Below are 23,129 nucleotides of genomic sequence, written 5' to 3'. Positions count from 1 at the left end.
CGCGAGGTGTACAACGAACCGAGTCGGGAGTTCTCCACCGGACAGTGCGAAATCCCGTACGAACGGCGTGCAACCTGCGCGTCAGTAGACCTCGGCGACGACGCGGTCGCCGCCGGCGCCGCCACGCTGCGTGATTCGCGTCCAGCTGCCGCTCTTCGCGGTCCACTCCATGTCGCTGAACGCGACCCGCTTGACGCCGTGGTCCTGGGCGTGGGCGACCATCCAGTGCGCGTACTGCCAGCCGGTCTTCGGCTCGCGGACCTTGAGCGCGACCCCGACGAGGTCGGCGACGTCGGCGGTGCTGACGTTGCCCCAGTCGAGCTTGACGCCGGCGGCGAGGGTCTGCGCGGCCTCGGCGCCGTGGCTGGAGGACTCGGTGACGGTGCAGGAGACGGCGCCGGTGGCCTCGCCGCTCAGGGCGCGGGCCATGATCTCCGACTCGTCGACCCACTTCTCGTACGCCTCGGGATGGGCGCTGCGCTGGACCTCCTGCGCGGCGTCGGTGACGCGCATCTTCTCCCAGCCCTTGACCTTCAGCAGGGCGGTGTAGAAGGCGTTCGCCGCGTAGCGCGGGTCGGCGATCTGCTCGGGCTTGCCCCAGCCCTGGCTGGGGCGCTGCTGGAAGAGGCCGATCGAGTCGCGGTCGCCGCCGGCGAGGTTCTCCAGCTTCGACTCCTGCCACGCGGTGGCGAGGGCCACGACCAGCGCCCGCCGGGGCACGCCGCGGCGCAGGCCGACGGCGGTGATGGTGGCGGCGTTGGCGACCTGCTCCGAGTCCAGCGGCACGGAGGTGCCGGCCGAGGCCCCGGACGACGCGGCGGGTGCGTTACCGGCGTCGATGACGCAGGCGCGGCCCGGCGGCAGCAGCGCCGGCAGGTGGTCGCCGAGCTTCTGCAGCACCGCGTAGATGCCGGCGGTCGCGACGATGCCCAGCACGACCATCGCGATCAGCACGTGTCGTGTACGCATCGTCACCTCCCGACCTGAGAACTCGACCAGCGTACGTCCCGCCCGCCACTGCACCCCCGCGATCCACGGCGACACCCGCGGGGGGTGAGGCGGGTCCGGCCGTTCAGGCGACGCCGTCAGGGATCCAGTTTGGGTCTCTTTTGTCCCTGAATGCCATGATTCCCTCGATTCCCTCTTCGGAACCGAAATACGACACGGAAAGCTCCGTCATGGCCGCGAGCTCGTCACGGAACGTGTCGGCTTTCCGTCGTCGAAGCAGCTCCTTCGTGCCGCGCAGCGCGCCCGGCGCTCCCCGTACCAGCGCCGCGACGAACGACGAGACGGCCTCGTCGACCTGGTCGGCGGCGACCGCGGCGGTGACCAGGCCGATCTCGCGGGCCCGGGCACCGTCGAACGTCGCCCCCGTCAGGAACAGCTCCGCGGCGGCGCGCGGGGACAGCCGCGGCAGCACCGTGGCGGAGATCACGGCCGGGATGACGCCGATGCGCACCTCGGAGAACGCGAACGTCGCCTCGAGCGAGCAGACCGCGATGTCGGCGGCGGCGATGAGGCCCAGGCCACCCGCGCGGGCGGGCCCGGTGAGCCGCGCGACGACCGGCTTGGGGCACTCCCAGATCGCGGTGAGCACCTCGCCGAGCCGGTTGATCGGCGGCTTGCCCGAGCCGAACGCGGCCGCGGTCTCCTTCAGGTCCGCGCCCGAGCAGAAGACCGGCCCGGTGTGGGTGAGCACGACGACCCGCACGGTGTCGTCCGCGGTGGCGGCGGCGAGCGCGGCGAGGAGCTCCTCGATCAGGGCCGTCGACAGCGCGTTGCGGTTGGCGGGGCTGTCGAGCGTGACCGTCGCCACGCCATGCGCCGCCTGTGACCGTACGAGTGGCATGCGGGCACACTAGTGAAATGCCCGGAACACTGCCAGAAGGTGAGCCGATCCCCCGTGACGGCGCGCTGCCCGACGGGGTCGCCGACGCGGCGGGGGAGGCCGGGTTCGGGGTCTACGTCCACGTCCCGTTCTGCGCGTCCCGCTGCGGATACTGCGACTTCAACACGTACACCGCCGACGAGGGCGTCCTGAGCGCCGGCTACGCCGAGCAGGTCCTCGACGAGCTGGCGCTGGCCGCCAAGGTGGTCGCGCCGCCCCGGGTCGACACGGTGTTCTTCGGCGGCGGCACGCCCACGCTGCTGCCGCCGGCGGAGCTGGCCCGCATCCTCGACGGCATCGACCGCACCTGGGGGCTCGCCGGCGACGCCGAGGTCACCACGGAGGCCAACCCGGAGTCCGTCGACGCGGCCGGCCTGCGGCACCTGCGTGCGGCCGGGTTCAACCGGATCTCCCTCGGCATGCAGTCCGTCGCGCCGGGCGTCCTGGCGGTGCTCGACCGCCGGCACACCCCCGGGCGGCCCGCGGCCGCGGTCGCGGAGGCGCACGCGGCCGGGTTCGAACGGGTCAATCTGGACCTGATCTACGGCACGCCCGGCGAGCGCCCCGAGGACTTCGCGGCGTCCCTGCGCACGGTGATCGACTCGGGCGTGGACCACGTGAGCGCGTACGCCCTGATCGTCGAGGACGGCACCCGGCTGGCGGCCCGCATGCGCCGCGGTGAGCTGCCGTACCCGGACGACGACGTGGCCGCCGACCGCTATCTCGCCGCCGAGCAGGCCCTGACGGAGGCCGGGATGACGTGGTACGAGGTGTCGAACTGGTCCCGCGACTCGCCCTGCCGGCACAACGAGCTCTACTGGCGCGGCGGCGACTGGTGGGGGCTCGGGCCCGGCGCGCACAGCCACGTGCGGGGGGTGCGGTGGTGGAACGTGAAGCACCCGCACACGTACGCGGCGCGCCTCGCCGACGGGGCGTCGCCGGGGCAGGCGCGGGAGGTGCTGACCGAGGAGGAGCGGCGCTTCGAGGACGTGCTGCTGCGGATCCGGCTCGCCTCGGGCCTGCCCCTGGCCGTCCTGGAGCCGCCGGCGCTGGAGGGGGCCCGCCGCTGCCTCGATGACGGGCTGCTGGAGGCCGGGCCGTTCGCTGAGGGCCGGGCGGTGCTCACGCTGCGTGGCCGGCTGCTCGCGGACGCCGTGGCCCGCGACCTGACCTGAGCGTGTCTTCGCGGCCGGCCGTGTCCCTGTGGGGCCTTATGGGGCCTTTGTGGGGCCTTTGCGGCCGGACATGGCGAGGGGCGGCTCGGTGGCCGCCCCTCGAACGATTGGATGTACTACTTGATGAAGCGGTACGTCATCGGGTAGCGGTACAGCTCGCCGCCGTTGGCCTTCATGCCGGCGATGATCGCGAACACGATGATGATGATCCACGGCACGATGAGCGTGAGCCCGAACGTGCAGATCGACAGCAGGGCACCCACGAACAGGATGATCCCCCACGTGATGTGGAAGTTCAGCGCCTCGTTGGCGTGCGCCTTGACCGTGGGCGACTCGTTGCCCTTGGCCAGCAGCGCGATGAGCGGGGCGATGAAGCCGATGAAGATGCCACCGAAGTGCGCGATCAGGGCCCAGGTCTTCTCGTCGCTGTTCGCGTAGCCGACCGGGCCGCCGGCGCCGGGGTATCCACCGGGCTGCTGGTATCCGTACTGACCCGGCTGCTGGTAACCGCCGGGCTGCTGGTAGCCGCCGGGCTGCTGGTAACCGCCCTGCTGGTAGGCGTTCGGGTCCTGGTAGCCCGCGCCGCTGGTGGGCGGCGGGTAGCCTCCACCGGAGACCGGCGGCTGCTGGCCGTAGTCCTGGCCCGGCGGCGGATACTGTGCCCCGCCCGGCATCGAATAGGGGTTGTTGGGGTCCTGCGGCACGCCGTACTCCCCGGGGCGAGGTGGTTCACTCATGGGGGCCACGGTAGGGGTACCGATCAAGTATGGCCAGCGACGTGGCATGACTTCTTTTGGACAAACTCGGCGCAGACCACTGTAATGGCGGCGGTTCGTACACATGACGATCATTCCGTGGGCGGCGCGGGCGACGTAGACTGGCACTCACGAAGTGGGAGTGCCAGTTCTCCAGGGAGGTGCGCATGGCTCTCGACGAGCGCAAGCTCGAGGTCCTGCGTGCCATCGTCGAGGACTACGTCGCCACCCAGGAGCCCGTCGGCAGCAAGGCCCTCGTCGAGCGGCACAACCTGCGGGTCTCTCCGGCGACGGTCCGCAACGACATGGCCGTCCTCGAGGAGGAGGGCTACATCCGGCAGCCGCACACGAGCGCCGGTCGCGTGCCCACCGACGCCGGTTACCGGCTCTTCGTCGACAAGCTGTCCCGCGTCAAGCCGCTGAGCCCCGCCGAGCGCCGGGCGATCGAGCGGTTCCTGATCGGCGCCGTGGACCTCGACGACGTCGTGCACCGCACCGTGCGGCTGCTCGCACAGCTGACCCGGCAGGTCGCCGTCGTGCAGTATCCGAGCCTGTCGCGGGCCAGCGTGCGCCACTTCGAGCTGGTGCCGCTGTCCACCACCCGGCTGATGGTGGTCATGATCGCTGAGACCGGCCGGGTCGAGCAGCGGATGGTCGACCTGCCCCGCGCGATCCCCGCCGACGACGTCACCGAGCTGCGCCGCAGGATCAACGAGAAGCTCGTCGGCAAGCGCCTCGTGGACACCCCGCCCCTGGTCCAGGCGCTCGTCGAGGAGTCCGGGCCGAGCCTGCGCCCGCCGATGACCGCCCTGTCGACCGTCCTGCTGGAGACCCTGGTCGAGCGCACCGAGGAGCGCATCGCGCTCGCCGGCACCGCCAACCTGGCCCGCGGCGGCCTGCTGGACTTCCAGGGCTCGCTGCGGCCGATCCTCGAGGCGCTCGAGGAGGAGGTCATCCTGCTCAAGCTCTTCGGCGAGGTCGAGCCGAGCATGACCCGGGTGCGCATCGGCGACGAGAACGAGATCGAGGACCTGCGCAGCGCGTCGATCGTGGCGACCGGCTATGGGCCGGGCTCCATGGTGGTGGGCGGCATGGGTGTGCTCGGGCCGACGCGCATGGACTACCCCGGAAACATCGCCACGGTGCGCGCCGTGGCACGCTACGTCGGCGATCTGCTGGGACAAGGTTGAACCTCATGGACGAGTCAGGGGCATAGGACTCAGTGGCGAAGGACTACTACGGGATTCTCGGTGTCAAGCGGGACTCCACGGCCGACGAGATCAAGCGCGCCTACCGACGGTTGGCGCGCGAGTTCCACCCGGACGTCAACCCCGACCCTGTGGCACAGGAGAAGTTCAAGGAGATCAACGCGGCCTACGAGGTGCTGTCCGACCCGCGCAAGCGGGAGATGGTCGACCTCGGCGGCGACCCGCTCGCGCCCGGTGGCGGCGGGGCCGGCCCGCAGGGCGGGGCGTTCGTCGGGTTCCAGGACATCATGGACGCGTTCTTCGGCACGACCGCCAGCCGTGGGCCTCGCCCCCGGATCCGGCCGGGTGCCGACGCGATCCTGCGGCTGGACCTCGACCTGCACGAGACCGCGTTCGGCGTCGAGGCGCCGATCACCGTCGACACCGCCGTCGTGTGCAGCACCTGCACCGGCGCCGGCACCGCGCCCAACACCCACCCGACCACCTGCGAGATCTGCGGCGGTCGCGGCGAGGTCCAGTCGGTGCAGCGCACGTTCCTCGGCCAGGTCGTCTCGGCCCGGCCGTGCTCGGCCTGCCAGGGCTTCGGCACCGTCATCCCGCACCCGTGCGCGACGTGCGGCGGCGACGGCCGGGTCCGCACCCGCCGCACGCTGACCGTGAAGATCCCGTCGGGCGTCGAGGACGGCATGCGCATCCGCCTCGCCCAGCAGGGCGAGGTCGGGCCCGGCGGCGGCCCGCCCGGGGACCTCTACGTCGAGATCCACGAGCGTCCGCACGACGTGTACTCCCGCAAGGACGACGACCTGCACTGCCGGGTCACCGTCCCGATGACGGCGGCGGCCCTCGGCACCCGGCTGACGATCAAGACCCTCGACGGCGAGGAGACGGTCGACGTCAAGGCCGGCACCCAGCCCAACCAGACCCTGCGCATCCGCGGCAAGGGCGTCCCGCACCTGCGCGGCACCGGCCGCGGCGACCTGCACGTCCACCTCGACGTGCGCACCCCGACGCGTCTGGAGCCGGAGCAGGAGAAGCTGCTGCGCGACTTCGCCCGCACCCGCGGCGAGGAGGTCGCGGAGCTGTCCAAGCAGGGCGGCTTCTTCTCCCGCGTGCGCGACGCCTTCAACGGACACGCGTGAGCCTTCCGCTCTTTCTGGTCCCCGATCTTCCTGTCGGGGACCAGTGGCGGCTCGACGGCCCCGAAGGGCATCACGCCGCCAACGTGCAGCGGCTCTCGCCCGGTGAAGCGCTCCTGCTCTGCGACGGCCGCGGCGGCCTGCTGACCGCGGTGGTCGCCGCGGCGCACAAGGGCGCTCTGGATCTCGAGCTCGGTGAGCGGTCCGCCGTCGCGGCGCACGACCCTCAGATCACCGTCGTGCAGGGGATCGCGAAGGGGGAGCGGGCGGAGCTGGCCGTGCAGCTGATGACGGAGCTCGGCGTCGACCGCATCGTCCCGTGGCAGGCCGCCCGCAGCATCGCGCGGTGGAAGGACGCCAAGCCGGTCGAGCGGTGGCGGTCCACGGTCCGCGAGGCGGTCAAGCAGTCCCGCCGCGCCTGGCTGCCCGAGGTCACCGACGCGCGGACCACGAAGCAGCTCTCCCTCACCGGCACCGTCCTGCTGTTGCACGAGGAGGCGTCGGTACCGCTGTCGACCGTCCCGCTTGCCGGCGACATCACGCTGGTCGTCGGCCCAGAGGGCGGTATCGCGCCGGAGGAGCTGGCAGCGTTCCCTGCCGCTGTGCCGGTGCGCCTGGGCCGGGAGATCCTGCGCACCTCGACCGCGGGTGCTGCCGCCCTGGCCGCCCTGTCGGTCCGCCTCGGCCGCTGGTAGCCCCTGCCGGCCGCGGTCACCGGCCGTGGTCACCGGCCGCGGTCACCGGCCGCGGTCAATGGCGGCGGTCAATGGCGGCGGTCAGCGGAAGTAGGACGCGCCGTTCAGGTCGAGGACGGCGCCCGAGGACCATTCCGAGCTCGCGAGGAAGAGCACGGCCTCCGCGACCTCCTCGGGCCGGGCGACCCGGTTGAACGGGCTCTGCGCGCGGATCGCGTCCCCGTCGCCCGTCGCCATGACGGCGTTGCCCATGTCGGTGGCGACGAACCCGGGCGCGACCGCGTTGACCGCGATCCCCTTCGGCGCCAGGGCCAGGGCGAGGGACTGGGTCAGCGAGTTCAGGCCGGCCTTGGCGGCGCCGTACGCCGGGTAGCGGGGCTCGCCGCGGTACGCGCCGCGCGAGGAGACGTTGACGATCCGGCCGCCCTCGCCGAGGTGGCGGGCGGCGCACCAGCAGACGTTGGCGGGGCCGGCCAGGTTGGCGGCCAGGGTCAGCTGCCAGGCGGCCTGCCAGGTGGCGTAGTCGTCGGTGAGGATCGGGTGCTCGACGGCGACGGCCGCGTTGTTGACGACCACGTCGAGGCCGCCGAGGGAGAGCGCCGCGCCGTCGACGAAGGCCTGGACCGCGCCGGGGTCGGTCAGGTCACCGGAGACGATCACGTGGCCGTCGCCGGGCAGCGCCGCCCGGACCTTCTCGGCGAGGTCCGCCGAGTCGCGGTGGTGCACCGCGACCGTGTCGCCGGCCGCGGCGAACGCGTGTGCGACCGCCTCGCCGATGCCACGGGATGCACCTGTCACCAACACCTTGCGTCCAGCCATGGCAGCACCGTACAAGAGCCGCGGGACACATACGATGCGACTGTGACTGACTGCCTGTTCTGCCGCATCGTCGCGGGCGAGATCCCGGCGACCGTGGTTCACGAGACCGACGACACCCTGGCGTTCCGCGACATCGACCCGAAGGCGCCCACACACGTGCTGGTGATCCCGAGGGCGCACCACACCGACGTCGCCGCGCTCGCCGCCGCCGACCCGGCGCTCGCCGGACGGGTGCTCGCCGCCTGCGCCGCGGTGGCGGAGCAGGAGGGGCTGGCCGGGGACGGATATCGGGTGATCTTCAACACCGGCCGGTTCAGCGGCCAGGAGGTCTTCCACGTGCACGGGCATGTGCTCGGCGGCCGCCCGCTCGGCCGGATGCTGGCGGCATGACGGCGCTCGAGAAGTACGAGCGGCTCGCCCGCCACGTCCAGGCCGAGGCCCGCGTCCCGGCGCTGAGCGTCGCGATCCACCGGGCGGACCGGCCGCTGTGGACGTTCACCGTCGGCACGGACGTCGACGAGCGCAGCCAGCTGCGGATCGGCTCGGTCACCAAGACGTTCACCGCGGTGCTGGTCATGCAGTGCCGCGACGAGGGGCTTCTCGACCTCGACGACCCGATCTCCCGGCACCTGCCGGTGAAGGCGCACGGCGACCTGACCGTCGGCAGGATGCTGTCGCACCTGTCGGGGCTGCAGCGCGAGCCGTTCGGCGACGTCTGGGACACGATGCAGGCGCCCGACGTCGACACGCTGCTCGACCAGCTCGACCGGGCCGAGCGGGTGCTGCCGGCCGGCCGGCGGTTCCACTACTCCAACCTCGCGATCGCGCTGCTCGGGCACCTCGCCGGGCGGCTGCGCGGCGGCACGTGGGAGGAGGTGCTGCGGGAGCGGATCCTCGACCCGCTCGGCCTGGACGACGTCGTCGTCACACCGGCCCGGCCCGTCGTCGGCTACCAGGTCGACGCCTGGTCCGACTACGCGCACCCGGAGCCCCCCGACGACTTCGGCGCGGTCGGCCCGGCGGCGCAGCTGTGGAGCACCGCGGCCGACCTGGCGAAGTGGGCGGCGTTCCTGGCCGACCCCCGCGCGCTCGACCCCGCCGGGAGTGTCCTGGCCGCGGAGACGGTCGAGGAGATGCGGGCGCCGCGGGCCGTCACCGAGGACGTGCTGTGGGCGCGGGGGATCGGCCTGGGCCTGATCCTGCAGCCGCAGCCCGGCGGCGAGCGGATCGTGCACGTCGGGCACGACGGGGCGATGCCGGGGTTCCTCGCCGGCGCCTACGGCCGGGTCGGCGGCGCCGGCACCCCCGCGGCGTTCGGGGCGGCGGCGCTCGGCTCGTCCGGCACCGCCGGCGAGGTCATCGACCTGACGCACCAGCTGCTCGCCGCCGCGGTCGAGAGCGACCCGGCCGACATCGCGCCGTGGCGGCCCGCCCCGCCGCCGCCGGAGCGGTACCGCTCGCTGCTCGGCCGCTGGTGGGGCGAGGGCTTCGAGTACGTCTTCAGCTGGCACTCCGGCGTCCTGCAGGCACGGGCGGTCGACCAGCCGGCGAACCGGCCACCGGCGGTCTTCACGCCGGTCGACGGCCAGCCGGACGTGTTCCGCACGGTGTCCGGGCGGGAGGCGGGCGAGCTCCTGCGACTGACCCGCGCCGAGGACGGCACCGTCGAGCGGCTGCACTGGGCGACGTACCGCTTCACGCGCGGGCAGGAGACGTTCGACAAGTACCGCTTCTGACGCGCCGGGTGACGGGGCGGGGCGGCGGCAGGGTGCGCCGGGTGAGGGGGCGGGCCGGCTAGCGGGAGATGATCGTGAAGACGGCGCCGTTGGGGTCCACGACGACCGCGATGCGGCCGTGCGGGGAGTCGAACGGCCCGTGCTGCACCTGACCGCCCGCTGACCGGACCAGGTCGGCGGCGCGGTCGGTGTCGGCGGTGGCGAAGTAGACCATCCAGTGCGGCGGGATGCCCTCCCACGCGTCGGTCATCGTGAGCCGCCCGGCGACGGGGTCGGCGTTGCCGAGGCTCCACGCCGTGTAGTCGAACTGCTCGTCGGCCTCGACGCGGGTCTGCCGGTAGCCGAAGAGGCCCTGGTAGAAGGCGTCGACGGCGTCGGGGTCGCGGGTGTTGACCTCCGCCCAGCACAGCGCGCCGTCCTCGTCGAACAGCTGGGAGCCGGTGTGCTGGCCCGGCTCCCACGCGCCGAACGCGGCGCCGGACGGGTCGAGGGCGAAGAGCATCCGGCCGTTGCCCGGGATGTCCATCGGCGCGACGATGATCTTGCCGCCGCCGGTGTCGACCCGGCGGGCGGTGTCCTCCAGGTCGTGCGACATCAGGTACAGGCTCCAGGCGGCGGGTGTCTGCTCCGCGCCCGGCATCGGCGGGCTCATCCCGGCCACGACCTTGCCGTCCTTGAGGCACATGACGTAGTGCCCGAAGTCGGCGCCGGTGTCCAGGAACGTCCAGCCGAACAGCGCCGAGTAGAACCGCTGGGCGGCGGCGAGGTCCGGGGCGACCAGGTCGGCCCAGCAGGGCTCACCGTCGACGTATCCGCTGCGCTCGACCATCTGGCCTCCCTGTCGATGTCGTCCTCTGCCTCAGTACCACTGGACGAAGGGCTCTGTCCGGACTTTCGGCGCGAAGGACATGATCGGGCGACAACCAACCGGATATAACTGCTATAAGGCATGAACCGGGCATCGGCAAGAAATGGGAACGGCTTCAGGGGCGGTCAGCCGATACCATGAAGAGCCTGGACAACCCCAGCAGGAGCGAGCCCCGGAAGCAGGTGCTTGAGGCCCTACGCGGCCGACGTATGACCGAGACCCCAACCCCCGCACCGGCTGTGTCGTCGGAGCCGCCCGTGCGGGCCATCAGCAAGATCACGGTCCCCGACCCGCACACGATGGTCAGGTTGCTCGGCGCCGGAGACGAGATCCTCAAGCTCGTCGAGCGGGCCGTCAGCAGCGACGTGCACGTGCGGGGCAACGAGATCACCATCACCGGCACGGCCGCGGACAACGCCCTGGCCGAGCGCATCTTCAGCGAGCTCATCGAGCTGGTGCGCAAGGGGGAGACCCTGACCCAGGACACCGTCCGGCGCACCGTCGGGATGCTCCAGCAGAACACCTCGGAGCGCCCCGCCGACGTGCTGACCCTCAACATCCTCTCCCGGCGCGGCCGCACCATCCGGCCGAAGACGCTCGGGCAGAAGCGGTATGTCGACTCGATCGACCAGCACACGATCGTGTTCGGCATCGGGCCGGCCGGCACCGGCAAGACCTACCTCGCCATGGCGAAGGCGGTCCAGGCGCTGCAGGCCAAGCAGGTCAACCGGATCATCCTGACCCGGCCGGCGGTCGAGGCCGGCGAGCGGCTGGGCTTCCTGCCCGGCACGCTCTACGACAAGATCGACCCCTACCTGCGCCCGCTGTATGACGCGCTGCACGACATGCTCGACCCGGAGTCCATCCCGAAGCTGATGGCCGCCGGGACGATCGAGGTCGCGCCGCTGGCCTACATGCGCGGCCGCACGCTGAACGACGCCTTCATCATTCTCGACGAGGCCCAGAACACGACGCCCGAGCAGATGAAGATGTTCCTGACCCGGCTCGGCTTCGGCTCGCGCATCGTGGTCACGGGCGACGTGACGCAGATCGACCTACCCGGGGGCACCCGCAGCGGCCTCAGGGTGGTCCGTGAGATCCTCGGTGCCGTCGAAGACGTGCACTTCGCCCAGCTCGGCAGCGCCGATGTCGTGCGCCACCGGCTGGTCAGTGAGATTGTCGACGCCTACGCCAAGTGGGACGAGGCGCAGGAGGCACAGGAGGCCCAGAAGCCGCCGGTGCGTGCTGTGCCCGACCGCGGGCGCCGCAGGTAACCCCGGCTAACAGGAGCAGTTGTTGTCCATCGAGATCGCCAACGAGTCCGGCGTCGACGTCAACTCCGACACCATTCTCGCGGTGGCGCGGCACGCGCTCGACGAGATGGGGGTCAACCCGCTCGCCGAGCTGTCGATCCTGCTCGTCGACGTCGAGTACATGACGGAGCTCAACCACCGCTGGATGGACGGCGACGGCCCGACCGACGTGCTGGCCTTCCCGATGGACGAGGGCAGCGTCGACCACGGCCCCAGCGAGGGCGGCGGCGAGCCGGCCCTGCTCGGCGACATCGTGCTGTGCCCGGAGGTGGCGGCGAAGCAGGCCGCCGCCGCCGGGCACGCCACCATCGACGAGCTGGCGCTGCTCACCGTCCACGGCACCCTGCACCTGCTGGGCTATGACCATGCCGAGCCCGAGGAGGAGGCCGAGATGTTCGGCCTGCAGGCGCGGCTCCTGGAGAGCTGGCGCAAGTGAGTGACGTGACCTTGCTGACGACCGCTGCGGGGCTGGTGGTGGTGGCAGGGTTGTTCGCGATGTCCGACGCCGCGCTCAACGTGGTGTCGCCGGCCCGTGCCCACGAGCTGGTCCGGGAGGGCAAGCCCGGCGCCAACGCCCTGCAGGTCATCGCGGCCGACCCGGCCCGCTACATCAACCTGCTCCTGCTGCTGCGGCTGCTGTGCGAGCTGACCGCGACCACGCTCGTCGCCCTCGTCAGCGCCGCGGCCGTCGGCGGCGACCGCGACTGGCTCGCCGCGCTCATCACCGCCGGCTCGATGACGGTGGTGAGCTTCGTCGTCGTCGGCGTCGGCCCGCGCACGATCGGCCGCCAGCACGCCTACGCGGTCGCCCGGATCGCCGCGCCGCCGGTCCGGTGGCTCGGCACCGCCCTGGGCCCCCTGGCCCGGCTGCTGATCCTCATCGGCAACGCGGTGACCCCCGGCAAGGGCTACCGCGAAGGGCCCTTCGCCACCACCATCGAGCTCCGCGAGCTCGTCGACCTCGCCGAGCAGCGCGGCGTCGTCGAGCACGGCGAGCGCGACATGATCCACTCGGTCTTCGCCCTGGGCACGACGATCGCCCGCGAGGTCATGGTCCCGCGCACCGAGATGGTCTGGATCGAGACGCACAAGACCGTCCGCCAGGCGCTCATGCTCGCGATGCGCAGCGGGTTCTCCCGCATCCCCGTCGTCGGGGAGAACGTCGACGACATCCTCGGCGTCGCCTACCTCAAGGACCTTGTCCGCCGCACCTCCGGCGACGCGGCCGCCGGCGACATCCCCGTCGCCCAGATCATGCGCGACGCCACGTTCGTCCCCGAGTCGAAGCCCGTCGACGACCTGCTCCGCGAGATGCAGGCCGCCCGCACCCACATGGCGATCATCATCGACGAGTACGGCGGCACCGCCGGCCTCGTCACGATCGAGGACATCCTCGAGGAGATCGTCGGCGAGATCACCGACGAGTACGACGTCGCCGAGCGCCCCCCGATCGAGGAGCTCCCCGACGGCGCGTACCGGATCACCAGCCGCCTGCCGGTCGAGGACCTCGGCGAGCTGTTCGACGTGGAGCTGCCCGCCGACGAGGTCGAGACCGTCGCCGGCCTCCTCGCGCAGGCCCTCGGCCGCGTCCCGATCCCCGGCGCCACCGCCGTCGTCGGCGGCCTGCACCTGCTCGCCGAGGGCACCGCCGGCCGCCGCAACCGCATCGACACCCTGCTCGTCCGCCGGGCCGACCCCGACGACGAGGAGCAGGCCAGCCACGACAGCGAAAGGCAGCACGCCGATGCCTGAGTCAGAGCCCTCGCAGCTCTCCGCGGAGGACGCGAAGCTGGTGACCCTGGCCCGGGCCGCCCGCGCCCGGATCGGCGCCGCGGAGGGCGCCGCCGTCCGCGACGGCGACGGCCGCACGTACAACGCCGCCTCCGTCGCCCTGCCGTCCCTGTCGGTCACCGCGCTGCAGCTGGCGGTGGCGATGGCGGTCGCGTCCGGCGCGGGCAAGCTGGAGGCCGCCGCCGTCGTCACCGAGGCGTCGTCGCTGGACACCCTGGGCCGCGCCGCCGTCCGCGACGTGTCGCCGTCCGCCCCCATCCACCTGGCCGCCCCCGACGCAGTCGTCTTCGCCACCATCGCGGACTGACGCCGGGGGACCCTGGTGGTGCGCAGAGACCGGGTCGACGAGGTCGTCGACGAGTGGCGGGTGCAGCTGCCCGACACGGTCGGGCCCGCGATGGAGCTCGGCAAGCGGATCCACCGGCTCGCCGGCCGGCTGCAGGAGGTCGTCCGCGCCGAGACGGCGGCGGCCGGGCTGACACCGGCCGAGTTCGACGTGCTGTCCGCGCTGCGGCGGGTGGATGCGCCGTACGCGCTGAAACCCTCCGACCTGGCCGGCAGCCTGCTGCTCACCTCCGGCGGGATCAGCAACGTGCTGCGCAGGCTGCAGCAGGACGGCGTGATCGAACGGGCCGCCGACGCCCGCGTCGCATGGGTCAGGCTGACGCCGAAGGGGGTCACCGTCGCCGAGCGCGTCGTGCGGGCCGTGACGAAGGCGCAGGCGCGGCTGTTCGCTCCCGCGCCGGACGACCTGCTGCTCGACGCGGCGGGCCGGCTGAGGGAGCTGCTGGTGGAGCTGGGCGACGAAGCCCTGCACGAAGGAGTCTGAGAGCGTGCTGCAACGGTACGACCCCCGCAACGCCGACATCCGCTACTGGGTCGACGGCGTGCTGCGGCACCGCGACGAGCCGGGGATCTCACCGTTCGACTCGGTGGTGCAGGGCGGCGACGCCGTCTGGGAGGGGTTGCGGGTCTACGACGGCGGCGTCTACGGCCTCGGCGAGCACCTGGCGCGGCTGCGGCGCTCGGCCTTGGCGCTCGGCTTCGAGCGGATCCCCGCCGACGAGGAGATCGTGGCCGCGGTGCGGGCGACGCTGGACGCCAACGCCATGCGCGACGGCGTCCACGTGCGGCTCACCCTGACCAGGGGCGTCAAGGTCACCAGCGGCATGGACCCGCGGCTCAACCGGGCCGGCTGCACGCTGATCGTGCTCGCCGAGCACAAGCCGCCGGTGTACGACACGAGCGGCCTCTCCCTGGTGACCGCCAGCGTGCGGCGGCCCGGCCCGGACGTCCTCGACCCGAAGATCCACCACAACAACCTGATCAACTCGATCCTGGCGAAGATGGAGGCGAACCTCGCCGGCGCCGACGACGCGATGATGCTCGACGGCCGCGGGTTCGTCGCGGAGACCAACGCCACCCACCTGTTCGCGGTGGTCAGCGGCGGTCTCGTGACGCCGCGGGCGGTGGCGTGCCCGGAGGGCATCACCCGCGACACCGTCATCCGGCTCGCGCCCGGTGAGGGGCTGAGCGTGGACGTCCGGGACGTGTCGCAGGTCGAGATGTACACCGCCGACGAGGTCTTCTGCACCGGCACGATGGGCGAGATCGCCGGCGTCGTGCGGATCGACGGCCGCCCGATCGGTGACGGCACCGTCGGCCCGGTCACGCAGCGCCTCGCCGGCACGTACCGCAGACACGCCAGGGAGCACGCTCAGAGGCTGTGGGCGGACAGCTCCGCGTAGAGCGGCGCGGCCGCCTCGACGAGCCACCGCAGGCGCTCCGGGACGACGGCGGGGCGCGGGTCGTAGGCGGCGAAGCCCGTCGAGGACTCGACCGCCGAGTACCAGTACGGCGCCCACACGCCGTCGGTGTCGCGCCGCCCGGCCGGCCACGCCAGCATCGCCGGGTCCCACGGGACGCCGAGCGCCGCGCAGAGCCGCGACAGCGTGCCCGCCGGGTCGCGCAGCACGTCCGCGGCGTCGACGACCGGGCCGCCGTACGCGCGGAAGATCTCCACCTGCTGCTCGTAGCCGAGGTCGGCGAGGGCCGGCTCGCCACGGACCTTCGCGTAGGAGGCGACCACGTGCGCGGGGTCCCGGATGAGGAACGCGTTGCGGACCGCGCCCAGCCAGTCCCGGCCGATGCCCGGCAGCAGGTGGTGGGTCATGTGCTTCTGGTAGTGCACCGCCGCCGGTACCTCCGCGACCAACGCCGAAACAGCCTCCTGCCAGTCATTCGGCTGGGACGCCAGGATCTCCTCGCGACCGGGGTGCTCGATGCCGGTCGCGGCCAGGTAGTGCGCGTAGAGCGGCTCGTCGACCACCACCGTGTCCGCTCTCGCGCCGAAGCTGCGCATCATCGCGGTGGAGATGTTGCGGGGGCCGGACCACATCGCCACTCGTACCGTCATGGCTGACGAGGGTAACCGACGCGGCTTTCCGCCAGTTTTACTGCTGTATGTGGCGGAATCCTGGTGCGCGTCGATGCGATCCACTCGGCCTTCCGGCGCTTACTGTCGGAGGCGGAGCCCTGCAGTGCGCCCGCCCCGCCACCAGGCCTACTGGACAACGCCCACAGGTAGCCGACGGACGCACTGCGCGGGAAGGAAGGGGCCGGTCCATGGACCTGCTGATCGACGTGCGAGTGGCGCGACGAGATGGCACGACGGCATCGCCATTCCCGGAGGCGCGGGACCGCACGGTCCGCCTCCGGGCCGACCACGGCGGCACCGTCCCCGACCTCATCGCCGCGCTCCTGAGCGACCTCGACCCCGCGGACCGGCCGCAGCAGGCCACCTGGGCGTGGAACCTGCGCACCGGCCGCCGCCTCGACCCGGCCCGCCCGCTCGGCGCGCAGGGGCTGCGGTGCGGCGACACGATCGTGCTCGGCCCGCCCGAGCAGGCGCCCGAGGCGCCGGTCGCACCGCCCGAGCACCGCTTCGAGCTGCTCGTCGTCGCCGGGCCCGACGCCGGCCGGTGGCTGCCGCTGCCGGCCGGGGAGTTCGTCATCGGCACCGACCCCTCCGGTGACCTGGTCCTCGCCGACCCGTCCGCCGGCCGCCGCCACCTGCACCTGGGCATCGGCAGCCACGAGGTCGCCGCGACCGACCTGCGCTCGCCGGCCGGCACCACCATCGACGGCGAGCCGCTGACCGGCACCGTCACCCTCGCCCCGGGGCAGCTGCTGCGCCTCGCCGGCACCCTCCTCACCGTCGAGGAGACCCCCGCCCTCGACGTGGCCGTGGGACCGCCGCCGGCCGTGTGGCTGCCGGCGGTGCCGCAGCCGCCGAAGAAGCGGCGCCTGGCGTTCCGGCGCTCGACTCTCGACCCGGTCGCCGAGTTCGCCGCCGCCGTCGAACGCGCCGAGGCCGACGCCGCCATCAAGCACCGGGCGGTGCTGCGGATGCGGCGCGCCGCGATGCCGAGCCTGGCGCACCTCGCCCGCGCCGCCGACCGGTACGCCGCCGCTATCGACAACCCGGACGCCGCCCCCACGAGCTCGGCAGCGGCCCGGACCGGTCTCTGGGCGCGCCGCCCCGACGACCGGGACTTCCTCACCCTGCGGCTGCGGACCGCCGACCTCCCGGGCCGGCTCAGCTTCGAGCAGCCGCCGCCCGGCCCCGGCGCCGACCCGGCCCACGTCGAGCGGACCGACGCCCTGCGGGCCCGGCACGCCGTCGACCGGGACGTGCCCGTCGAGGCCGACCTGCGGGTCCTCGGCGCGCTCGGCGTCGCCGGACCCACCGACGTCACCGACGGGGTGCTGCGCTCCTGGCTGACCCAGCTGGCGACCCTCGCCAACCCCACCGACCTGGCCGTCGTCGTGCTCAGCGACGCGCCGGAGTGGGTCTGGACCGGCTGGCTGCCGCACACCCGGACGCTGACCGCGGCGATCGCCCCCGGCGCCCGCACGATCGCCGCGGGTGAGGAGGACCGGCTGCAGGTCCTGGCGCTCGTCGAGGCGCTGCTGCGCCAGCGGCGCCGGGGCCGGCACGCGATCGCCGAGTCGTTCGTGCCGCACGTCGTCTTCGTGTTGCCGGATCCGTCGCTGGTACCGCCGGCGTCCCTGACCCGCCTCGTCGAGGAAGGCCCGCGCTGCGGGATCAGCCTGCTGGTCGGCGCCCGGACCCGTGACGAGCTGCCCCCGGGCGTCTGCGTGCAGGACGGTGAGCCGCTGCCGGCGGACGTCGCGACACGGGTCGCACACGCGCTCGCCGCCACACCCGACGCCGCCGGCAGCGCCGCGCCGCGGGTCGCGCCCCTGGCGGAGGTGCTGCACCTGACCGAGCTGAGCCCGAGCGCGATCGTGAAGCGCTGGGTGCCGTCGACCCGCGACCGTGGCCTGGCCGCGCCGATCGGGCTCGGCGGCATGGCGCCCGGCGGGGTCGGGCCGGTCAGCGTGGACCTGCGCCGGGACGGGCCGCACGGGCTCGTCGCGGGCGTGGGCGGCTCCGGCCGCTCGTGGCTGCTGCGGTCGTACCTGGCCGCGCTGGCCGCCACCTACCCGGCGAACCGCCTCACGTTCGTCCTCATGGACTTTCCGCCCGCCCCCACCTCCGGCGCCGCTCCTGCCGCCGCGTCGGATCCGGCCGCCGGCTCCGCCGCGGTCGGCACGTTCGCGGAGTGTGTCTCGCTGCCGCACACTGTCGGCGTCTTCACCGACACCGACCCGCACCAGGCCCGCCGGGTCCTCGTGTCGCTCAACGCCGAGCTGCGCCGCCGCGAGGCCGTCCTGCGCCGGCACTCGGTCAAGGACATCGTCGAGATGGAGCGCAAGTTCCCGGCCGCGGCCCCGGCGAACCTGCTCGTCGTCGTCGCCGAGTTCGTCGACGCCCCCGCCGACTTCGTGTCCGGCCTGCGGGAGCTCGCCCGCCGCGGCCGGCACGCCGGCGTCCACCTGCTGCTGGCGACCGCGAAACCGCACGGCGCCGTCGACGACGACCTGCGCGCCGAGGCCGACCTGCGCATCGCGCTGCGCGTCGAGGAGGAGGCCGACAGCCTCGAGGTGCTCGAACGCCCCGACGCGGCACACCTGTCGCCGCTGCTCGCCGGGCGGGCGTTCGTGCGGACCGCCGAGGGCGGCTTCCAGGCCGTCCAGGTCGCCTACGGCGGGTTCCGGTCCCCGGCCGGCCGCCGCGCCATCCCCACGACGGTCACCGAGGTCCGCTTCGAGTCCGGGCTCATCGACCGCGAGGCGAGGGGTGGTGGCGCTGTCGCGCCGATCGGTGGCGACGACTCCGCGCCGACGGACCTGCAGCGGCTCGTGGAGGCGATCAGCGCCGCGCACCGCGAGGCCCGCGTCCCCGACCAGCCGAGGCCGTGGCAGCCGCCGCTCGCCCAGTCGTACACCCTGGACGAGCTGACCCAGCCGGAGACGACGGCCCACTCATCTGGCTTCGCCGCCGCGATCGGCATGGTCGACCTGCCCAACTCGCAGGCCCGCCAGGTCTGGCAGCTCGACCTCGACGAGCTCGGCCACCTGCTCGTCTTCGGGCCCACCGGCGGCGGCAAGAGCAGCCTGCTCGACACGATCGCCGCCTCGTTCTCGTCGCGGTTCGACGGCACCCGGCTGCGCGTGTACCGCGTCGACGGCACCGCCGTGGATCAGGCCGAGGCGCTGCTCGCCACGATCGAGAAGCTGGTCATGGAGCGTGCCGCGCTCGCCGAGCACGCCGGTGCCCGGGTCCTCGTCCTCGTCGACGGCCACGACGTGCGGCTCAACGACGCCCTCATCCGGCTCGCCGGCGACGGCAAGGCGGTCGGCGTGCACCTGGTCCTGGCGACCGAGCAGCGCAGCGCCGTGCCGACGGCCCTGTCACGGCTCATGCCGGGCCGGATCGTGCTCCGATCCGCCGGCCGGGGCCTCGTCGAGGGCACGATCGAGCTGCAGACGGCCCTCGCCACGCCACCCGACGCACGCACCGTCACAACACCTGCACAACGCCCCCGCCAGTTGCAGCTCGAGGTCTGAGTACGCTGAACCACCGTGCAGCACAACTACCACGCAGGCTTCGCGTGCTTCGTCGGCCGGCCCAACGCGGGCAAGTCGACGCTCACCAACGCGATCGTCGGCCAGAAGATCGCGATCACGTCGGCGAAGCCGCAGACCACGAGGCACACCGTCCGCGGTGTCGTACACCGGCCGGACTCGCAGCTCGTGCTCGTGGACACCCCCGGGCTGCACCGCCCGCGGACCCTGCTGGGGGAGCGGCTCAACGACCTCGTCCGGGCCACCTGGAGCGAGGTCGACGTGATCGGCCTCTGCCTGCCCGCCGACGAGGAGATCGGCCGCGGTGACCGCTTCATCACCGGCGAGATCGCCGAGCTGAAGGCCACCCTCGTGGCGGTCGTCACCAAGACCGACCTCGTCGACCGCGGCAAGCTCGCCGAGCGGCTCCTCGCCGTCCAGGAGCTCGGCGACTTCGCCGACATCGTGCCCGTCAGCGCCGTCTCCGGCGCGCAGGTCCAGACCCTCGTCGACGTCATGATCAAACACCTGCCGGAGTCGCCACAGCTGTACCCGGACGGCATGCTCACCGACGAGCCCGAGCACGTCCTCATGGCCGAGCTCATCCGTGAGGCCGCCCTCGAAGGCGTCCGCGACGAGCTGCCGCACTCGATCGCCGTCCTGGTCGAGGAGGTGCTCGTCGAGGAGAGCGGCCTGACCAGGGTCTTCGCCGACATCTACGTGGAGCGCTCCAGCCAGAAGGCGATCGTCATCGGCCATCAGGCGAGCCGCCTCAAGGACGTCGGCACCCGCGCCCGCCGCGAGATCGAGGACCTCGTCGGCGGCCGCGTCTACCTCGACCTGCACGTGCGGGTCGCCAAGGACTGGCAGCGGGACCCGAAGCAGCTGCGGCGCCTGGGCTTCTGAGAGTTTCGGGGTTCTGACATGTCCGGCGCCGGGTCTTCCTTCAGAGGGAAGCTGTACCGCGATGACGCGCTCGTCCTGCGGGTGCAGAAGCTCGGCGAGTCCGACCGGATCATCACCCTCTTCACCCGCCGGCACGGCCGCATCCGCGCGGTCGCCAAGGGCGTCCGGAAGACCATGTCGAAGTTCGGCGGCCGGCTGGAACCCTTCGGCCACGTCGACGTGCAGCTCCTCGAGGGCCGCAGCCTCGACGTGATCAGCCAGGTGGAGGGCGTCGACCTGTACGGGCGCCGCATCATGGACGACTACCCGCGCTACACGGTCGCCTCCGCGATCGCCGAGACCGCCGAACGGCTCACCCCGGTCGAGCAGGAGCCGGCGCTTCGCCTGTACCAGCTGACCCTCGGCGCCATGAAGGCCCTGGCCCTCGGCGAGCACGGCAGCAGCCTGGTCCTGGACGCCTACCTGCTGCGCGCGATGGGCGTGGCCGGCTGGGCCCCCGCGCTGAACGAGTGCGCCGTCTGCGGCACCTCCGGCCCGCACCGCGGGTTCTCCGTGCCCGCCGGCGGCGCCGTGTGCCCCGACTGCCGCCCGCCCGGCGCGTCGCACCCGGCGCCTGCGACGATCGAACTGATGGCGGCGCTCGCATCATCGGACTGGCTGGTCGCCGACGCCAGCGAGCCCAACCATCGGCGCGAGGCCAGCGGGCTGGTCGCGGCGCATCTGCAGTGGCACCTGGAGCGGGCGCTACGCTCACTCCCGCTGGTAGACCGGGACGACACCACCCGTGGCAGCGTCCGGGATCGAAAGGAAAGTTCGTGAGCAGATTTCGTCCGCCGTCGCAGCACCCCAGCGGCGCCCGCCCGCCGGCGCTGCCGAAAGAGGCCGTGCCGCAGCACGTGGCGATCATCATGGACGGCAACGGCCGCTGGGCGAAGCAGCGGGGCCTGCCCCGCACCGCCGGCCACACCGCCGGCGAGGCCGCCCTCTTCGACGTCATCGAGGGCGCGCTCGAGCTCGGCGTCAAGTACGTGAGCGCCTACGCCTTCTCGACCGAGAACTGGAAGCGGTCCCCGGACGAGGTCCGCTTCCTCATGAACTTCAACCGCGACACCATCCACCGCCGTCGCGACGAGTTCCACGAGATGGGCATCCGCGTCCGCTGGGCGGGCCGCCGCCCCAAGCTGTGGCGCAGCGTCATCAACGAGCTCGAGTACGCCGAGGAGCTCACGAAGCGCAACGACAAGCTCACCTTCACCATGTGCGTCAACTACGGCGGCCGGGCCGAGGTCGCCGACGCCGCCGCGCGCATCGCGCTGGACGTGCAGGCGGGCCGGCTCAAGCCCGACCGCATCACGGAGAAGACCTTCGCCCGCTACCTCGACGAGCCCGACCTGCCCGACGTCGACCTGCTGGTGCGCAGCTCCGGCGAGATGCGCACCAGCAACTTCATGATCTGGCAGGCGGCGTACGCGGAGTTCGTCTCCGTCGACACCCTCTGGCCCGACTTCGACCGCCGCCACCTCTGGTACGCCTGCGAGGTCTACGCGAAGCGCGACCGCCGCTTCGGCGGCGCCATCCCCAACCCCGTCGTGCCGACCCTGACCAGCTGAAACTGCTCCACGTCACCGGCCGATCACCGGATTGAAGATCAATTAGGTGAGCTGAGGTACGGTGTGGGAAGCAGTCGGCCGTCACCGGGGTCCGCGTCGTCTTGCTGCCGGGGTCGCTCGCAGCGGGCCGTTTCCGCGGATCGCTTCGGGGCGCCATCGCTCGCTCGCCCGCGCGTAGATCGCTCACCGCCGGCGGTGCTGTCTCCGGCGGCGGTGCTGTCTCCGGCGGCGGTGCTGGACCCTGCCGGCCGGGCAGTCTCCGGCTGCGCCTCGGCCTTGGCCTCGGTCGGGCGTGGCAAGTGGCTGGGCTCTCGCCCGGCGGCCAGGCGCCAGGTGGCGTGGTTGCCATCCGTGCCACGGTTGCGGTGAGGTTCCCCTGCCGCCGCCCTCACATGGTCCAGCGCCGCCGAGGGCGTCATTCGGTGTTTCCACGCCGTCGTTGGCTTTTCCAACCAGTGCCCATCACGCCGACCGCCAGCGCCGCGTTCGCCGTGCGTGGTCCTGGTGGTTGCTGTCCGCGTGCGGGGTCCGCCGATCCATGTGGGATTTCGTAGTAGCAGGCCAGCACGGAGGGTGGGTTCTTTCTGCCCGGCCCAGGGCTGGGCGCCAGGTGGCGTGGTTGCCGTCCTTGCCGTGGTCGCGGTGATGTTCTCCGGCCTTCGTCCTCGCATGGTTCAGCGCTGTCGAGGGCGTCATTCGGTGTTTCCGCGCCGTTGTTGGTTTCCAGGACCAGTGCACATCCTGCTGACTGCCGGCGCCGCACCCGCCGTCGTCGGCTTTCACGACCAGTGCACACCGCTCCGGCCGCCGGGGTTCCAGTTCTCTTGGGTTGATCGTTGTCGTTGTGATCGAAGTCGTGCAGTGGTCGCTCGGGCGGCCAGGGCTGTCCTTCGATCAAGACGGCGTTCGCGTGCCGGTTTGCGGAGTCGTGTGCGGGGCGTTGGTGTTCCACCTCATGATCCCGTGGTCACCGGAACGGTGCCGGATGGCGAACAGTCGGCTTTCCCAGGCCAGGCCGGAGGCGAGGTCCATGTCCAGGCCGCCGTCGACGGCGCGCAGGGCGAGGGCCGGTCCGGGGACGAAGGGCTCGACCATGGCCTTGGCCGTCGCGTACACCTCCGCGGTCGACCAGGCCGATCGTCAGCCAGGCGCTGCGTGCCGCCCACGCCGGGGATGACGCCGGATCGCTCGCTCACGCGCGTGGATCGCTCGCCGCCGGCGGTGCTGTCTCCGGCGCGTGGCCGGCACGTGGCTGG

General features: G+C 72.6%; 22 protein-coding genes and 1 pseudogene. 16 read left to right on the top strand and 7 right to left on the bottom strand.

The features are described from left to right. Positions 1–81: 81 nt before the first annotated feature. A complete protein-coding gene (locus tag ACFY3L_RS35895) occupies positions 82–975 on the bottom strand; it encodes a hypothetical protein (RefSeq protein WP_389334564.1) in 894 nt (297 codons plus the stop codon). A 97-nt stretch (positions 976–1,072) separates the two neighbouring features. Next, positions 1,073–1,849, bottom strand: coding sequence for an enoyl-CoA hydratase family protein (locus ACFY3L_RS35890; RefSeq protein ID WP_389334561.1), 777 nt, complete (start codon positions 1,847–1,849; stop codon positions 1,073–1,075). A gap of 17 nt (positions 1,850–1,866) precedes the next feature. Here ACFY3L_RS35890 and hemW point away from each other — a divergent pair, with 17 nt between their 5' ends. After that, complete coding sequence (hemW, locus tag ACFY3L_RS35885) at positions 1,867–3,063, top strand: radical SAM family heme chaperone HemW (protein WP_389334558.1); 1,197 nt, start codon at positions 1,867–1,869, stop codon at positions 3,061–3,063. A gap of 116 nt (positions 3,064–3,179) precedes the next feature. On the opposite strand, the gene ACFY3L_RS35880 is transcribed toward hemW, so the two are convergent. Further along, positions 3,180–3,800 carry a DUF4870 domain-containing protein gene (locus ACFY3L_RS35880; protein WP_389334555.1) on the bottom strand — a complete coding sequence of 207 codons (621 nt, stop codon included), beginning with the start codon at positions 3,798–3,800 and terminating at the stop codon, positions 3,180–3,182. 185 nt (positions 3,801–3,985) lie between these two features. Here ACFY3L_RS35880 and hrcA point away from each other — a divergent pair, with 185 nt between their 5' ends. From hrcA to ACFY3L_RS35865, 3 genes are read left to right on the top strand one after another with little or no spacing between them, the layout of a single operon-like run. Then, on the top strand, positions 3,986–5,008 hold the full coding sequence (hrcA, locus tag ACFY3L_RS35875; RefSeq protein WP_389334552.1) for a heat-inducible transcriptional repressor HrcA: 1,023 nt from the start codon (positions 3,986–3,988) through the stop codon (positions 5,006–5,008). A 32-nt stretch (positions 5,009–5,040) separates the two neighbouring features. Beyond that, entirely contained in the window at positions 5,041–6,165 is a 1,125-nt protein-coding gene (dnaJ, locus tag ACFY3L_RS35870; RefSeq protein ID WP_344511975.1) for a molecular chaperone DnaJ, read from the top strand. Then, complete coding sequence (locus ACFY3L_RS35865; protein ID WP_389334549.1) at positions 6,162–6,857, top strand: 16S rRNA (uracil(1498)-N(3))-methyltransferase; 696 nt, start codon at positions 6,162–6,164, stop codon at positions 6,855–6,857. The genes dnaJ and ACFY3L_RS35865 overlap by 4 nt, the downstream gene beginning before the upstream one ends. 81 nt (positions 6,858–6,938) lie before the next feature. On the opposite strand, the gene ACFY3L_RS35860 is transcribed toward ACFY3L_RS35865, so the two are convergent. After that, positions 6,939–7,676: an SDR family NAD(P)-dependent oxidoreductase gene (locus ACFY3L_RS35860; RefSeq protein ID WP_389334546.1), complete on the bottom strand. Its 738-nt coding sequence runs from the start codon at positions 7,674–7,676 to the stop codon at positions 6,939–6,941. A 42-nt stretch (positions 7,677–7,718) separates the two neighbouring features. Between ACFY3L_RS35860 and ACFY3L_RS35855 the strand changes: the two genes are divergently transcribed. After that, a complete protein-coding gene (locus ACFY3L_RS35855; RefSeq protein WP_389334543.1) occupies positions 7,719–8,066 on the top strand; it encodes a histidine triad nucleotide-binding protein in 348 nt (115 codons plus the stop codon). Continuing rightward, positions 8,063–9,412, top strand: a complete 1,350-nt coding sequence (locus ACFY3L_RS35850; protein WP_389334540.1) for a serine hydrolase domain-containing protein — start codon at positions 8,063–8,065, stop codon at positions 9,410–9,412. Before ACFY3L_RS35855 ends, ACFY3L_RS35850 begins: the two co-directional genes overlap by 4 nt. Before the next feature lie 58 nt (positions 9,413–9,470). Here the strand turns inward: ACFY3L_RS35850 and ACFY3L_RS35845 are convergent, their stop codons facing one another. Next, complete coding sequence (locus tag ACFY3L_RS35845) at positions 9,471–10,241, bottom strand: VOC family protein (protein WP_389334537.1); 771 nt, start codon at positions 10,239–10,241, stop codon at positions 9,471–9,473. Positions 10,242–10,489: 248 nt separating this feature from the next. On the opposite strand from ACFY3L_RS35845, the gene ACFY3L_RS35840 reads away from it, so the two are divergent. Genes ACFY3L_RS35840 through ACFY3L_RS35815 form a run of 6 tightly spaced genes read left to right on the top strand, consistent with a single transcriptional unit; the run spans position 10,490 to position 15,132 of the window. Then, positions 10,490–11,554 carry a PhoH family protein gene (locus ACFY3L_RS35840; protein ID WP_389334534.1) on the top strand — a complete coding sequence of 355 codons (1,065 nt, stop codon included), beginning with the start codon at positions 10,490–10,492 and terminating at the stop codon, positions 11,552–11,554. Between the two features lie 22 nt (positions 11,555–11,576). Beyond that, a complete protein-coding gene (gene ybeY, locus ACFY3L_RS35835; protein WP_389334531.1) occupies positions 11,577–12,029 on the top strand; it encodes an rRNA maturation RNase YbeY in 453 nt (150 codons plus the stop codon). Further along, a complete protein-coding gene (locus tag ACFY3L_RS35830) occupies positions 12,017–13,345 on the top strand; it encodes a hemolysin family protein (RefSeq protein ID WP_389334873.1) in 1,329 nt (442 codons plus the stop codon). The genes ybeY and ACFY3L_RS35830 overlap by 13 nt, the downstream gene beginning before the upstream one ends. After that, on the top strand, positions 13,338–13,691 hold the full coding sequence (locus ACFY3L_RS35825) for a cytidine deaminase (protein WP_389334528.1): 354 nt from the start codon (positions 13,338–13,340) through the stop codon (positions 13,689–13,691). Before ACFY3L_RS35830 ends, ACFY3L_RS35825 begins: the two co-directional genes overlap by 8 nt. An 18-nt stretch (positions 13,692–13,709) precedes the next feature. Then, a complete protein-coding gene (locus ACFY3L_RS35820; protein ID WP_389334525.1) occupies positions 13,710–14,213 on the top strand; it encodes a MarR family winged helix-turn-helix transcriptional regulator in 504 nt (167 codons plus the stop codon). A gap of 4 nt (positions 14,214–14,217) precedes the next feature. Then, the gene (locus tag ACFY3L_RS35815; RefSeq protein ID WP_389334522.1) at positions 14,218–15,132 is read left to right on the top strand and encodes an aminotransferase class IV; all 915 of its coding nucleotides are present in this window, start codon (positions 14,218–14,220) and stop codon (positions 15,130–15,132) included. Here ACFY3L_RS35815 and ACFY3L_RS35810 read toward each other — a convergent pair. Beyond that, positions 15,102–15,800 carry an HAD family hydrolase gene (locus ACFY3L_RS35810; protein ID WP_389334519.1) on the bottom strand — a complete coding sequence of 233 codons (699 nt, stop codon included), beginning with the start codon at positions 15,798–15,800 and terminating at the stop codon, positions 15,102–15,104. The two genes, ACFY3L_RS35815 and ACFY3L_RS35810, sit on opposite strands and share 31 nt — an antisense overlap. A 209-nt stretch (positions 15,801–16,009) precedes the next feature. On the opposite strand from ACFY3L_RS35810, the gene ACFY3L_RS35805 reads away from it, so the two are divergent. Genes ACFY3L_RS35805 through ACFY3L_RS35790 form a run of 4 tightly spaced genes read left to right on the top strand, consistent with a single transcriptional unit; the run spans position 16,010 to position 21,873 of the window. Continuing rightward, a complete protein-coding gene (locus ACFY3L_RS35805; RefSeq protein ID WP_389334516.1) occupies positions 16,010–19,360 on the top strand; it encodes an FtsK/SpoIIIE domain-containing protein in 3,351 nt (1,116 codons plus the stop codon). A 15-nt stretch (positions 19,361–19,375) separates the two neighbouring features. Continuing rightward, positions 19,376–20,263: a GTPase Era gene (gene era, locus ACFY3L_RS35800; protein ID WP_389334513.1), complete on the top strand. Its 888-nt coding sequence runs from the start codon at positions 19,376–19,378 to the stop codon at positions 20,261–20,263. An 18-nt stretch (positions 20,264–20,281) separates the two neighbouring features. Next, positions 20,282–21,082 (top strand): DNA repair protein RecO, encoded by an 801-nt coding sequence (gene recO, locus ACFY3L_RS35795; RefSeq protein WP_389334510.1) that lies wholly within the window; start codon positions 20,282–20,284, stop codon positions 21,080–21,082. Beyond that, positions 21,079–21,873, top strand: a complete 795-nt coding sequence (locus ACFY3L_RS35790) for an isoprenyl transferase (RefSeq protein ID WP_389334507.1) — start codon at positions 21,079–21,081, stop codon at positions 21,871–21,873. Before recO ends, ACFY3L_RS35790 begins: the two co-directional genes overlap by 4 nt. Positions 21,874–22,767: 894 nt before the next feature. Here the strand turns inward: ACFY3L_RS35790 and ACFY3L_RS35785 are convergent. Next, positions 22,768–23,054 (bottom strand): annotated as a pseudogene (locus ACFY3L_RS35785) (hypothetical protein); the annotation flags it as partial. Positions 23,055–23,129 lie beyond the last annotated feature (75 nt).

The sequence above is a fragment of the Dactylosporangium sp. NPDC000521 genome, from assembly GCF_042898305.1.
Lineage (GTDB): Bacteria > Actinomycetota > Actinomycetes > Mycobacteriales > Micromonosporaceae > Dactylosporangium.
This window is presented reverse-complemented; position numbering and strand designations above follow the sequence as displayed.

Excerpts from the sequence above, each read along its gene's own strand:
- ACFY3L_RS35890 (WP_389334561.1), bottom strand. The coding sequence starts at position 1,849 with ATGCCACTCGTACGGTCACAGGCGGCGCATGGCGTGGCGACGGTCACG.
- hemW (WP_389334558.1), top strand. The coding sequence starts at position 1,867 with ATGCCCGGAACACTGCCAGAAGGTGAGCCGATCCCCCGTGACGGCGCG.
- ACFY3L_RS35880 (WP_389334555.1), bottom strand. The coding sequence starts at position 3,800 with ATGAGTGAACCACCTCGCCCCGGGGAGTACGGCGTGCCGCAGGACCCC.
- hrcA (WP_389334552.1), top strand. The coding sequence starts at position 3,986 with ATGGCTCTCGACGAGCGCAAGCTCGAGGTCCTGCGTGCCATCGTCGAG.
- ACFY3L_RS35860 (WP_389334546.1), bottom strand. The coding sequence starts at position 7,676 with ATGGCTGGACGCAAGGTGTTGGTGACAGGTGCATCCCGTGGCATCGGC.
- ACFY3L_RS35850 (WP_389334540.1), top strand. The coding sequence starts at position 8,063 with ATGACGGCGCTCGAGAAGTACGAGCGGCTCGCCCGCCACGTCCAGGCC.
- ACFY3L_RS35845 (WP_389334537.1), bottom strand. The coding sequence starts at position 10,241 with ATGGTCGAGCGCAGCGGATACGTCGACGGTGAGCCCTGCTGGGCCGAC.
- ACFY3L_RS35840 (WP_389334534.1), top strand. The coding sequence starts at position 10,490 with ATGACCGAGACCCCAACCCCCGCACCGGCTGTGTCGTCGGAGCCGCCC.
- ACFY3L_RS35825 (WP_389334528.1), top strand. The coding sequence starts at position 13,338 with ATGCCTGAGTCAGAGCCCTCGCAGCTCTCCGCGGAGGACGCGAAGCTG.
- ACFY3L_RS35810 (WP_389334519.1), bottom strand. The coding sequence starts at position 15,800 with ATGACGGTACGAGTGGCGATGTGGTCCGGCCCCCGCAACATCTCCACC.
- ACFY3L_RS35805 (WP_389334516.1), top strand. The coding sequence starts at position 16,010 with ATGGACCTGCTGATCGACGTGCGAGTGGCGCGACGAGATGGCACGACG.
- recO (WP_389334510.1), top strand. The coding sequence starts at position 20,282 with ATGTCCGGCGCCGGGTCTTCCTTCAGAGGGAAGCTGTACCGCGATGAC.